The 11,826-nt window shown below is 43.3% G+C and carries 12 protein-coding genes and 1 pseudogene; 4 read left to right on the top strand and 9 right to left on the bottom strand.

What is annotated here, in order from left to right; genetic code table 11:
- Positions 1–465: a hypothetical protein gene (locus tag PG901_RS13080; protein ID WP_228723213.1), complete on the bottom strand. Its 465-nt coding sequence runs from the start codon at positions 463–465 to the stop codon at positions 1–3.
- 230 nt (positions 466–695) lie between these two features.
- On the opposite strand from PG901_RS13080, the gene PG901_RS13075 reads away from it, so the two are divergent.
- Both PG901_RS13075 and PG901_RS13070 read left to right on the top strand, forming a co-directional pair.
- A complete protein-coding gene (locus PG901_RS13075; RefSeq protein WP_181717046.1) occupies positions 696–1,061 on the top strand; it encodes a plasmid mobilization protein in 366 nt (121 codons plus the stop codon).
- Positions 1,051–2,181: a relaxase/mobilization nuclease domain-containing protein gene (locus PG901_RS13070; protein WP_181717055.1), complete on the top strand. Its 1,131-nt coding sequence runs from the start codon at positions 1,051–1,053 to the stop codon at positions 2,179–2,181. Before PG901_RS13075 ends, PG901_RS13070 begins: the two co-directional genes overlap by 11 nt.
- On the opposite strand, the gene PG901_RS13065 is transcribed toward PG901_RS13070, so the two are convergent.
- The 5 genes and pseudogenes from PG901_RS13065 to PG901_RS13045 all read right to left on the bottom strand — a co-directional run bounded on the left by PG901_RS13065 (position 2,178) and on the right by PG901_RS13045 (position 5,931).
- A complete protein-coding gene (locus tag PG901_RS13065) occupies positions 2,178–3,134 on the bottom strand; it encodes a DNA-binding protein (protein ID WP_016247066.1) in 957 nt (318 codons plus the stop codon). The genes PG901_RS13070 and PG901_RS13065 overlap by 4 nt on opposite strands.
- Positions 3,135–3,278: 144 nt before the next feature.
- Positions 3,279–3,492 (bottom strand): annotated as a pseudogene (locus tag PG901_RS13060) (NADH dehydrogenase ubiquinone Fe-S protein 4); the annotation flags it as partial.
- A complete protein-coding gene (locus PG901_RS13055) occupies positions 3,476–4,180 on the bottom strand; it encodes a hypothetical protein (protein ID WP_181717045.1) in 705 nt (234 codons plus the stop codon). The pseudogene PG901_RS13060 and the gene PG901_RS13055, both read right to left, overlap by 17 nt.
- Positions 4,181–4,360: 180 nt before the next feature.
- The gene (locus PG901_RS13050; protein ID WP_181717043.1) at positions 4,361–5,272 is read right to left on the bottom strand and encodes a mechanosensitive ion channel family protein; all 912 of its coding nucleotides are present in this window, start codon (positions 5,270–5,272) and stop codon (positions 4,361–4,363) included.
- Complete coding sequence (locus tag PG901_RS13045) at positions 5,269–5,931, bottom strand: HdeD family acid-resistance protein (protein ID WP_416383461.1); 663 nt, start codon at positions 5,929–5,931, stop codon at positions 5,269–5,271. The genes PG901_RS13050 and PG901_RS13045 overlap by 4 nt, the downstream gene beginning before the upstream one ends.
- 578 nt (positions 5,932–6,509) lie before the next feature.
- On the opposite strand from PG901_RS13045, the gene PG901_RS13040 reads away from it, so the two are divergent.
- Positions 6,510–7,799, top strand: coding sequence for a phospholipase D family protein (locus PG901_RS13040; protein ID WP_181717053.1), 1,290 nt, complete (start codon positions 6,510–6,512; stop codon positions 7,797–7,799).
- Here the strand turns inward: PG901_RS13040 and PG901_RS13035 are convergent.
- Together PG901_RS13035 and PG901_RS13030 are read right to left on the bottom strand one after the other, a co-directional pair.
- Positions 7,750–8,586: a hypothetical protein gene (locus PG901_RS13035; protein WP_181717052.1), complete on the bottom strand. Its 837-nt coding sequence runs from the start codon at positions 8,584–8,586 to the stop codon at positions 7,750–7,752. The two genes, PG901_RS13040 and PG901_RS13035, sit on opposite strands and share 50 nt — an antisense overlap.
- A complete protein-coding gene (locus PG901_RS13030) occupies positions 8,583–9,830 on the bottom strand; it encodes a type II toxin-antitoxin system RelB/DinJ family antitoxin (RefSeq protein WP_181717051.1) in 1,248 nt (415 codons plus the stop codon). The genes PG901_RS13035 and PG901_RS13030 overlap by 4 nt, the downstream gene beginning before the upstream one ends.
- Before the next feature lie 294 nt (positions 9,831–10,124).
- Between PG901_RS13030 and PG901_RS13025 the strand changes: the two genes are divergently transcribed.
- Positions 10,125–10,625 carry a hypothetical protein gene (locus PG901_RS13025; protein ID WP_181717049.1) on the top strand — a complete coding sequence of 167 codons (501 nt, stop codon included), beginning with the start codon at positions 10,125–10,127 and terminating at the stop codon, positions 10,623–10,625.
- 8 nt (positions 10,626–10,633) lie between these two features.
- Here the strand turns inward: PG901_RS13025 and repM are convergent, their stop codons facing one another.
- Entirely contained in the window at positions 10,634–11,584 is a 951-nt protein-coding gene (gene repM, locus PG901_RS13020; protein ID WP_181717048.1) for a replication initiation protein RepM, read from the bottom strand.
- Between the last annotated feature and the right edge of the window lie 242 nt (positions 11,585–11,826).

The following is an 11,826-nucleotide window of genomic DNA, read 5'->3' as shown; positions in this document are numbered from 1 at the left end:
TTACTTCTTATTTTCTAATTCTTTTTCAATAGGATACTTCTCTCTAGCTTTACGTATAGCTGGTTGTACAAACCATTCCCAGTAATTCATTAGCTCATCATAATGCTCACTGATATAGCCCATTAGCTGAGCAGCAGTAAAATCGTATCTATGATCTTTAGGTTTAGAGAATTGAGTTAATTTTGATTTACTGACATTAACTCCAAAGTACCTAGCTATTTGCATAGCTCTATAAGAGTTAACTTCACGTTCTAACCTATACCCATCTTCTATACCAAGTTGGCAAAGTTCAGTACCACCAAAATCAATATCCTTTAAGAACTCAATCATGGCTTCAACTCGAGCAGAACGTACCGCATTGTAACGTTGCATATTCCTACGTCTCTTATCCATAAATAACTCACTCACTTTTAGAATAGGTACAGACAATAATAATACCATAGGTACAGACAATAATAATACCATAGGTACAGTCATTTATCGTATGTAGGTACACACAATAGACAATCTATAGGTACAGTCATTAAAAATTAAATAGGTACAGACAAATATAGATTTTATGTTAGTATTTATTAAGCCAGCAGTCACAAGAGGGGGCTATTTATTACTACGTAATAATTATCCTATCCCTCATGTGAGCTGGTTAAGGGGAGACCCCTTAAAACCCCCAAAAAAATCTTACCTAGGTAATCGTTATGACTGAGCCAAAAACCACCGTTCTTGACAAGAGAGCCAAGCGTAATAGAGAGATTGCGATTCGCGTCAATGACTACGAACTTGCTGAGATTAAGAAAAGAAACCGCGAAAATACGGTGGCCAGTTGGTTACGAGGATTGGCATTAGGGGTTACTCCTGTTAAGCCAGTTGATCCTGAATTGGTGCGTCAGTTGGGTAGAATCGGTAGCAATCTTAATCAGCTGACCAAGCATGTGAATATCGAAAAGCACGTTGATGCCGAGGTGCTTAATGAGATTAAGGCGATTAGGAAACAGTTGCATGTGCTGATAGAGACGAGTATCGAATACTCAAAAGTAGCCGCGAGGGATGGTGATGATTGTTAAGTTCTCTAAGCATGGTAAAGGCAAAGCGAGTGGCGTTTTAGACTACCTTCTTAAAGAGAAAGGGAGTAAGGGTACTTTGGTACCTAGAACGCATGCAAAAGTGCTGTACGGCGATCCTGTGCTCACTGAGCACTTAATTAACACGACCTCTCACAAGACTAAGTATAAGTCAGGGTACTTATCTTTTAGTGAACGTGCGGATGAGATTAGTGAAGCCGATAAAAAGCGCATTATGCAGGAGTTTGAAGCGGTCATATTCTGCGGGTTAGAGAATGATCAGTACGATATACTATGGGTTGAGCATGCGGATAAAGACATTGATGACGCTCATCCTGTCGGACGACTGGAGCTGAACTTTGTGATTCCCTGTCAGGAACTGCGATCAGGTAAGGCTTTTCAGCCGTACTATGAGCCAGCAGATCAAAAAAGGGTGAACGCTTGGAAAAATATTATCAATTCAGAAGTCAAAACCATTAAGGGTGAGCCGTTAAGTGACCCTAATGACCCTAAACGCAAACGTCTAGTTAACCCATATAGCAGTAATGCGCCGCGTCCGTCGCCTTTTGATGCAAAGGCGTATACGAAAAAAGATGCAGATAAGGACGAGGAGACTATCGCCAATCCTCCTAACCGTAAACTATTAGAGGAAGCGATTAAACGTCGTCTGTTACTGGATTGGCAAAATGGTATCGCTATGAATCGTCGAAGAGTGCTAAGTCGGCTAGAACAGTGGGGCTTGAAGATTAATCGAGGTAATAGCGAGAAGACGTTATCGGTGACAAGCGATAAGCTAACCGATAAGAACGGTAAGCCAATGGGTGTTAGGCTCAAAGGCGGTATGTTTGAAAAAGGATTTGATGGTTACAAGTTTGAACCAGATGCGAAAGAAGAAGATCATTCTGCGTATGACCGTACAGCTAGCAGAAACGAGCGCATGCAGTCAGATAAGGAGCACTTAGCCACTGGGATAGAAATAAAAGAGGCTTATCATCAGGAGAGATACCAGAATTTAGCTACGCCTGAGCAGTTAGGGGTAGATAAAGAGGTTAAGCAGGAGCTAGAAGTAGCTGAACCAGCCCCTGTAGATACCTATCGTACAAGTTTGAGACCAAGATTTTAATGAGTATTCTTATTTTGATCTATAGTCATTTTGCTTTGAGCTTTCTCAAGCTCAGTTTGTAGTGCTGTTACTCGTCCTTGCTCTGATAGGTAATTGGTTGATAGGTCTTCATACTGCTTATTTAATACTCTATGGTCAGCTCGAAGATTAGCTTGCGTTTGAGTTAGCTCATCAAACAACCCTAACAACTTATCACGTTCAGCAGTTATTGCTTTTAGCTCTCCTTTTACTTCTGCCGTGATGGTCGTTATTTCGTTGCGCTCATCGGTAACTATTTTAAGCTCGGATTGTACTGCCTCAAGCGCTTTGTTTAATCGTGCAATCTCTATTTTATCGTTGTCAGCTACAGCTTCAAGCGTGGCTATTTTGGATAAGCTAGCGCTAAGCTCTGTTGATACGTTATCTAATGTACTACTTACCTCTACAAGCTGTGCCTGTGCGGTATCTGCCTTAACACGTTCAAGCTCTAGCTGATGCTGAGTGTCGCCTAGTGTTCTTGTAAGGGTGTCACGTTCAGCAATAGCTTGATTCGCTGTGATAGCAGTTGCCTCTGCGGTTGCAGTCACTTCATCCAGCTGCATCAATAAATCGGATTGCTCACTCTCTAAGGTCTTTACTGCCTCTTGTGCCTCGTCCACTTCAACTTGTGCCTTAGTTTTAATACTTTCTAAGGCTTCTCGCTCTTTGATTAATCTGTCATTAGCCATATCAATAGCTGTCTGCCACATATCAGCCCCTAAAGACTGTAAGCGCTCAGTTATACCACTTGGCAACACAACCTGTCTCAGCTGCTCTTCTTCCTGATTATCTTGACGCCAAGATTTCATAGCCTCACTAATAGTGGTAAACGAACCACCACCTAATATCTTACGTACCTCAGCTAGCGTTGGCTTAATCCCTTGTTCTTGTAGCTGGTCAGCAGTTGCATGAATTTGTTGTATTGTGATCGCCATGATTATAATCCTGAAATTTATATAATTATCTTTGTATTATGTTGTATGTATAATAATACTACATAATACAACATATAATGTAAAAAAACCCCAAACTATTTTGAGGTAGTTGATTAATATGTGTTTGGAGTTATTAAATTATTCCCTGATAGGCCGGTAAGGATCCTGAGACGTCGTCCATCCCATCAAGGGCTCAAGGTTCTGCGGGCGTGACGGTTCGAACTCCAGAACCCAGTGTCGGGATCGTGGCGGCCGCGCGCGCGGGTCGGTAAATGATGGCGGTTGGCACATCATGAGAACGAAGGTTGGTTCCGGGAATTGTTGGTGCGAATGGCGGGCGGTTATGTCCTTGCATCATCTTTCGAATCTCCTTTCTTCTGTTTATTGTTGGCTGCATTTGCGTCTGGCTTGGACTTTGAGTGCTCGATGTCGTCCAGCCGCTCGATCTTGCGTGAGTTCGCCATGATCGTTTCTGCAGCCGACCGAAGCGCTTCAGGGTCGTTGTCGCTGCTGATGTCCGAACGCATCGCAATCGTGACTTCAGCTACGGCATGCATCACCTGTTCTGCGTCATTGCCGTTCAACTGGCCATCCTCAAGTCCATCAACAAGCAGATCAAGAACGCGTCGGAACGCTTCGACAACTGGCGCGCTGCCGACAACGGCAAGGCTGTGGCTGATGACCCTGAGTTCATCAATGAGCGCAAAATCATGATGTTCACGCTCCACGATTTCAGCAACCTTTTCGATGACGCGCATATATGTGTCATGCTTTTGTTGAAAAAGAAGAACTTGCCCTTCTTTTCTTAACTCAAGCTCAGTCTGGCGATTGAGGAGCACAGCTGTCAGATAGATAGTGGCAGCTGCACCCAGGAACACTAGGATCATCTCTTGGGCAAAAGGAAAGTTTTCACCAACAAAGTATAAGCCGCGGTAGGCTGCGTAACCTACGCCCACTAAAACAATGGAAATTACCAGGTAGGCGACGTCCCTGCCGCGAAAGCTCGTCTTTACCGGTGGCTTCATGGGTTGGCCTTTCTTAATCATGGCTGTCGTTGCCTAGCGAACGGGTGTCAGGGGCAGGTTCGGTCTCCTTTTCGGGCCGCAAGAGAATAGGGGTTGGTCCAGAGCCAAATACATTGAACCCATCCCGCAGACAGCGCTCGAAAATCGTTTCATCCCAGTTCGAGAAATCTCTTTCCACTTCATATGTATATTTTGGCCGTGTCATTGGGCACCAGCCGGAGCTTCGATCCGAAAGGCAGGGGCTTTTTCATCCTTGTCCTGGCCGGCATAAAGCGTCAGATGCGGATAAGGGATTTCGATGCCAAGTTCGTCGAAGCGCTGTTTTATCCTGTGCAGATATTCGCGCCGGATTGACCATTGCTCACCTGGCAAGACCTTGAGGCGAAGACGCAGGATAACCGAAGAGTCACCCAACGTTTCGACCCCAAAGACCTCTGGCTCGGCTAATATTCTCGTTGACCAGGTTGTTTCCGAAGCTAGCTCACGGGCGACACTCTCCATAACGTTCAATGCCTCCTGAAGGTTTTCGCGATAGGCGACACCGACATCGATTACGGCCATCGAATAGTCCGTTGTCTTATTTGTCAGATTGGTGATGGCTCCGTTGGGCACATAGACCACGTCACCATTGAGTTGACGCAGGCGCACATAGCGCAACGTCACCTCTTCGACTTGGCCTGCCACACCGCCAATATCCACGATATCCCCGATGCGGAGTTGCCCTTCCAGCAACAAGACCAAACCCGAAAAATAGTCTTTTATCAGGCTCTGCGCAGCAAACCCCACTGCGATGCCGCTTACCCCCGCAGTCGTCAGGATCGGTGCCACAGAAATGCCAAGGATTGAGAGGGAAATGGTCACGGCCAAGGCCCACACGACCAGCCGACTGACGAAACGGATCAGACGAAAAGATGTTTCAATGCGTTTGACCTCATCTGCAGATCTCTTGGAAGTGCGGGTTCTTTTGCTGATGCGTGTGATGGCCCGCGAAAGCACTGCGGACACGAGCCACGCCACGGTCATGACGAGCACAATCTGTGCAACTGTTTGGGAAACGGAAATAAGGCCGGATAGGAGCTCTGCCTGTGTGACCTGCAAATTCAAAAAATTCATTTATATGCACTCCCTATTATTCTGCAACGAAAGGTCGGCTGGCGCAGCGCTGCTTCTCTTTTTTTAAAGGCAGCCAGGTCCTGTGACGTGCCTGGCCGCCGTTCTCGCGTTTTAAGTGGCTGTAGTTTCGGCCCCAGCGTGTCGTCCGAAGCGCTGACTTTCCGAAGCTTCAATGCCAACAGGATCATGGTTACACCGAAGATTGCGGCATAGACGCCCAACAACCAACCGAGGGCCAGAATACTGCCTGCGGGTGTCGTGAACAAGACCCATGTGACGGCAGCGCCAAGCAAGATGGAAATGACACCGCTGAGGACGAGCAACCATTCCCCCTCGATTTCCTTACGGAGCCGAAAGGCCGCGACGATCTCCATCACGCCGGATGTGATCGACCAGAATGCAACCATCGTCCAGAGAAACACGGTTAACACGAGTGTCGCGACGAACGGGCTGACCAGGACGATAAGCCCGGTTGCGATGCCAAGGAGGCCGCTGAAGATCAACCAGCCCCAGCTTTCACCCTGACGCATGTTTTTATAGCCCGACCAAAGCCCCAGTACGCCATCCGCAAAGGAGTAGGCACCAAACACAATGGTCAGTGTTAGGACCGCTTCAGCGGGCATCAGCCATGCCAGGGCGGCAAGAATGACGGCAACGATGCCGCGCCACAGGAAAGCCTTCCAGTCGGCTTGGGAAACAAGTCTTGGAAAACCACACTCTGCGTTGTGATATGGTAGCTCATGAGAAGACCTGTTTGATGTTCAACTGTTTATTTTGCAACAACATTTTAGCACACAATAGGCCTTCTCATCCTTTGTGTGGTGAATAATTCAGGTTAGGAGTATGAGGGAGCAGAATCACCCGTTTTTCGGACCAAGTTTCCATGCCAAAATGGCAAACACTCCCTCCGGCCAATTTGACGGTGCCAAAAAGATTCGATTTGTCCCCAGGCGCATGGCTGCGGGAGACGCGCCGTGGCTTCTTGGCCGATGCTTTATCTTTCGAAATAGGCATGCTGGGGGTTCCACGTATCACTCGATGGTGCCGCGTTCTCTGATCCTACAGGACTTTTAAGGCTTCAAGAATTTTTTAAATTTTAATCAGCATACTTTTTAATACACCACCATTTCCTTAATATATAAATTTTTATGAGTCATTTCGTATAAATTAGACAAAGAGTCACTAATATAGGTGGCTCTTTTGTCATTTTGACGCTACTTCTTGAAAGGAATGTTTTATGGAGCTGCTAAACCAGCCAATTAACGGACAGCTTGGAAATCGTCTTATCGAGTTACTTGACTCACCGGATTATCATACACTGAATATAGTAGTCGCTTTCGCAAAGAATAGCGGTGTCCTCAGAATCAAAGATGCATTCGAAAGATTTAGAGAGAGAGGTGGAATCGTAAATACTTACGTGGGCGTAGATATGGGCGGAACATCTTACGAAGCTCTCATAGCTCTACTGCTTCATACTGATTCCTTGAATATAGTGCATTCTGAGAATAGCCAAACATTCCATCCAAAGATCTATCAGTTTTTAGGAAAAGACAAGGGATTGATAGTTATTGGTTCACACAATTTAACAGCCGGAGGTCTATGGACTAACTTTGAAAGTTCAGTACTCATTCCATTAGATGGTGCAAGTACTAGTAGTGCATTAATAATGGGGCTAGAAGATTACATTGGACAACTAGCTTCACTTAAAGATTCATTTATATCAATAAGTGCACAAGAGGATATAGATAAACTTCTCCAAAATGGATATGTATTTAAAGAAGTAGCAGAACAAGTAGAACGGTTGAAAACTAAGACAGAAAACAAAAGCGGGGAACGTTTATTCGGTAATGGTATCTCTGCAAAGATGCCTCATATCGCTAAATATAAGCCAAAAACAGAGAAGAAGAAAAAAGAGAGGGAACTGGAAGTTTCTACTACCCAAAAAGAACCTAGCCTTATTCTTCCAAGTGAAGATGGACAAACTATTTGGTTCGAAACGAGGAAGATGACTGGCGGATCAAGGAATATCCTTGATCTATCGAAGAAATCGTTGGTTGAGCGCGGAGACCCAACCGGCACTGCATTTGACCTAGGCGAGCCAAAGTTTATGCGTGGCGGAGTTGAGTTTTTCGATCTAAACCCTGCAATTACCAGTCAATCCAAAGATATCACACTGAACTTTGAAGGAGTTGATTATGTAGGCAATACCATACTGTTCCCGGACGGGGCTAAAGCAAATGGAACATGGCGCTTACAAATTAAGGGAGTTAGCTCCTCTGGAAGAGGCATAACAGAAGCCCTTAGAGCCAAGGGCGAAGAATACTACTTAGTTAAAAAGGTAGTGACATTCACTAAGATACAAAGTGATTACTATTTCATGTCTGTATTTCCAGAATCTGAACTTGAAAACTTCAAGGCAGCTTCACGTATCTTGGCTCGAAATGGGTCTAGCGCCAGTGCTAGGTGGCTGGGAATGTTTAGACGCGACTTAGCCACTCTTGATGTTTCCCCTTCCGGTTCCCGCTAATACCCCCCTTTGCGCCGCCAAATGTAAGCATTAAAGCATCGTCGTTTAATGGAACTCCTTCGGAAATGAATAAAGGAGCCTGACTTATTTCACGGAAGGTATTTATAAATGATGTTATATCCAGACCAAATCCGTATCCCGTTGTGCTTTTATATGGCGGATCCACATACACGACAGCATCGCTAGGAATGGGGGTTTCGAGCAACATCATGATATCCGTTTTAAGACAGGTCACTCCCTCCATTCCATTAACTAGCGCAACAATGCGACGACGAAGCTCGACTGGAGATGGCTGCATCGGATTAGCAGGACTGCGGCGTACGCTAGTTGCGGTTGGTTCCCAATAATTTCGAAAACAGGCATTCATCCAACGCCCATTGTCACGCCAAATTTGTTTTCCTCCGAAGGAACAAGCTTGAATAATTGGATAAACCTCTGCTTCATGGTTATCTACTGGGAGTTTAGATAGTTCAGACATGTGAGTCTTGAAATCGTGTTTATCACTTGGCAAATTAGATAAGAATTGATCGAAAACACCCATGTTAAATGTGCCGGATCCAATGGCAGTCCAGAACGAACCCCAAGAGCTAATATCGAGCATACGGATACGTGAAGGGTCGATTCCTCTGTTTACCAGTTCGATTGACACTGCGCCAGATCCGCAGCACAAATCGTAGAAGTATGAATTTGTGCTAGGTGCAGCCTCGAGTAGAAGGTCAACGATTTGAGATGCTACTCGCTGTTTACCACCCTGATATGAACAGGGAACGCGCATTAAACTACTCATAAAGATTTCCTGCGAATCATAATTCGCACATAAACACGCTTACCATTGATAATACCAACACCTCCTCTATCTTCAGGATGCTGACGATATCCTACTTCCGTAAGCATATCAGAAGATACATTAGTACGCGCATTACCATTGGCAAGCATCAATATCTCAAACTGATCTGGGCTATACTTGTCAAGAAACGTGATTGGCACTCCCATAACCCCATCGTAGTCAAAAGGAATATTTTGGGTACGACCAACATTGATAGCGTTATAGTTTTCATATTGCGGATATTCATCTGGAGAGTAGCTACAATTTAATACTATGGGTTTATGCCGCTTGCTAGTTTCCAAATTAGTGAACCAACGGACACCCTTTACTCGGATGAAGCGTCGCCCTTTATCATCTATACCGCAACTTGCAGCGTTTAGTGGATAACCATCAGGTACGTAGAACTTGCGATCTCCAGAGCGGATCGACTCTCCATACCAGACTTTGTTATCACGGAAAAGCGGGAAAACTTCCTTATATGTAACGGCATTCATATTCCCGAGGATTATAAAATCCTTTTTGTAACGTTCTAGCAAACTAATATACTCACGGAATAGGCTAAATGGCGGATTGGTAATTACTATGTCAGCTTCTTCAAGCAAAGCTTCGCATTCATCCGAACGAAAATCGCCATCACCAGAAAGATGTATAAGAGAGTTGCCTGGCATAGCAAACAGAGCCTCTAAATCTAACGCTCCATCTGGTCTCTTCAAGGTTTCATCAGGTATTTCAGTGACTACTGCTTTATATGCACCAGTCATTTCCTCTAACGGATACTCCTGTCCAGCTATTTGAGACTCCGCGTAACAAGTAGAAGTTAGTCCAGCTAGACCGAGTTTGTCGAAATTAAGTACGAAGAAACGAAAGAAAGCAGACTCAAAAGGATCATCACAATTACAAAGTATGTTCTTACCTTTCAACTGTTCCTGATGTTTAATCATCTCCTTGGCCACGTCTTCATACTGCGTATAGAAATCATCTTTCTTAACGATGAATGCACGATTTAGAGTCGCATTTCCGGGTTTTTGGGGCGCTTTTGGAGCTTTTATCTTTATATCAAATGGCATATTGCCCTCGCGAACTACCGCCTTGAGAAAAGTGTTAATTGCTGCAGACATGCTGATACCAATTTCATCAAAAACTTCATTAGCATGCTTTTTGATTTCTGAATCAATGCGTATTGTCGTAGTTGGCTTAGTGGACATAATCTATTATTCCTTTTTTTGTGCTACATTGTAGCACAAATTCTTATAAGAGACCGTCTATTACGCCATGAGAATGATAGTTTTATAAATTAATTTTACTTTTTTGCATGCTAGAATTTTTTCTCTAACACCATGTAACTAAGATAACTGTTATACCTATACTCTTGAGTTATATAGGATCGATAAAACATTTGATTTGCTTGCTGGAAAAGTTAATGCGATAGTTGTCCACTGAACGTTCAGAACAGTCGTATTGTACAGACACTAAAAACGTACGTGGACACTAGGTGAACAATGAACATATCGGTGACAAAAGCGGCAAAAGAATGGGGTGTATCAAGAACCACGATCTATCAGAAGGTCAATGATGGTGAGCTTTCTAGAACAGCAGATAAGAAAATAGACGTTTCAGAAATGTTGCGCGTGTTTGGTGAGCCAATTTCTAAAAAACGTACTGAACGTTCAGTGGACACTGTTCAAAGTACACCTCTGAACAGTCAAAGTGTTCAGTACAATACGGATATTGAACACCTATTAGCACTTGAAAAGCTCAAGAATGAGCACCTCAGCCAACAAGTAAGCGATCAAAAAAAGTTAATTGAAAATTATCAGCAGCAGATAGGACAGTTAAACAAAACGCTGGATAAAGCCAACGCTAGTATCCAGGATTTAGCACAAGTGAGATTATTAGAATTCAGACAATCTGAAACCGATGATAAGATACAATCCGAACAAAAACAGAATACTGAAATAGCCGCTATTACCGAGAAGAAGAAAAGATGGTGGGGTTTTTAAATATCTCCTTATGATGCCGAAGCCCGAAAACCTAATTTATCGAGATAAGGTACGTAAAAAGCATGCTTACTTTCATCTAAAAGCTCAATTTCGATCCGTTCAGCAAATGCTTTATAATCCTCACCTTGCTTAGCATAGTTAGACAACTCACTCATTTTCGATAGCTTAGCCGCAAACACACCCTTTTGTTTATCTGTCATTTTTAAAGGAGTCAGCATATCAGGCGTATCACCATCTCTCTTTATGCCTGTCGCTTTCTCAGGCTTAGTATTTATTTTGAATTTGAACGTAAACCCAACAATTCTACGGCCTTCTTTGTGCTGTTCATAAGTCGCTGTAATATTCGTATTATCATTAATCTCATTAATAGCATGGTCTAAAACACGACTTTTAAAATTACCCATAGTTTTATATTGGTGCTCTTCGATACCCAAACGAGTACGTAAATTTCCAATTGTAATTGGAGGGGTTTTACCAACACTACTCCACTGCATTAATATTTCAAAGATACGCAATGCGTAGATGCTATTTAGGTCTTTTATTTGTTGTAGCTCGTACTCTGTATATTTCTCACTAAGTCTTGTTATCAGTGGAATAACGTCATTTCCAAACATAACCTCTACATACCCCCCGCCCTCACTATATGAAGCACGTTGCACGAATCTGGACTTATTTATCTTGTCACGTCCTTTTGAATCCTTATCAGTCCAAACAAACTCGCTTTCATAAAGACTTTCACAAGCAGACTTCAGTGAGCGATAAGCAGTAGTTTTATCACATTCAAAATGCTTCCCGTAATCAGACGCTCTGATACGGTGGACACCTCCAATTTTAGACATACTTCCTTGTTCTCTTGCTTCAATAATAGCTAAGATAATTACACGCTGAGCGACTAAGTTGATCGCATAGCCCGACTCAATAAACGCATTAGCTTTGCTTACTATGCTAGTTTTTGTCATATAAAATCCGTATATACATACTTCCAATTTTTTATTGTATATAAATATACTTTGATTGTAAAGACGTATATCTATGGGTGTATAAACGTATATCTATGGGTGTATAAACGTATATCTATGGGTGTATAAACGTATATCTATGGGTGTATAAACGTATGCTTATCTAACCTAAAAGCCTTGACTATAAAGGGATACAGCCTACTTAAAAGCTTTTAAAAGCTATTAAAAACATTAAAAACCTT

The sequence above is a fragment of the Psychrobacter sp. ANT_H3 genome, from assembly GCF_027919975.1.
Lineage (GTDB): Bacteria > Pseudomonadota > Gammaproteobacteria > Pseudomonadales > Moraxellaceae > Psychrobacter > Psychrobacter maritimus.
This window is presented reverse-complemented; position numbering and strand designations above follow the sequence as displayed.

Bases quoted from the DNA above. Each gene is read 5' to 3' on its own strand.
- PG901_RS13080 (WP_228723213.1), bottom strand. From the start codon at position 465: ATGGTATTATTATTGTCTGTACCTATGGTATTATTATTGTCTGTACCT.
- PG901_RS13075 (WP_181717046.1), top strand. From the start codon at position 696: ATGACTGAGCCAAAAACCACCGTTCTTGACAAGAGAGCCAAGCGTAAT.
- PG901_RS13070 (WP_181717055.1), top strand. From the start codon at position 1,051: ATGATTGTTAAGTTCTCTAAGCATGGTAAAGGCAAAGCGAGTGGCGTT.
- PG901_RS13065 (WP_016247066.1), bottom strand. From the start codon at position 3,134: ATGGCGATCACAATACAACAAATTCATGCAACTGCTGACCAGCTACAA.
- PG901_RS13055 (WP_181717045.1), bottom strand. From the start codon at position 4,180: ATGATTAAGAAAGGCCAACCCATGAAGCCACCGGTAAAGACGAGCTTT.
- PG901_RS13050 (WP_181717043.1), bottom strand. From the start codon at position 5,272: ATGAATTTTTTGAATTTGCAGGTCACACAGGCAGAGCTCCTATCCGGC.
- PG901_RS13040 (WP_181717053.1), top strand. From the start codon at position 6,510: ATGGAGCTGCTAAACCAGCCAATTAACGGACAGCTTGGAAATCGTCTT.
- PG901_RS13035 (WP_181717052.1), bottom strand. From the start codon at position 8,586: ATGAGTAGTTTAATGCGCGTTCCCTGTTCATATCAGGGTGGTAAACAG.
- PG901_RS13030 (WP_181717051.1), bottom strand. From the start codon at position 9,830: ATGTCCACTAAGCCAACTACGACAATACGCATTGATTCAGAAATCAAA.
- PG901_RS13025 (WP_181717049.1), top strand. From the start codon at position 10,125: ATGAACATATCGGTGACAAAAGCGGCAAAAGAATGGGGTGTATCAAGA.
- repM (WP_181717048.1), bottom strand. From the start codon at position 11,584: ATGACAAAAACTAGCATAGTAAGCAAAGCTAATGCGTTTATTGAGTCG.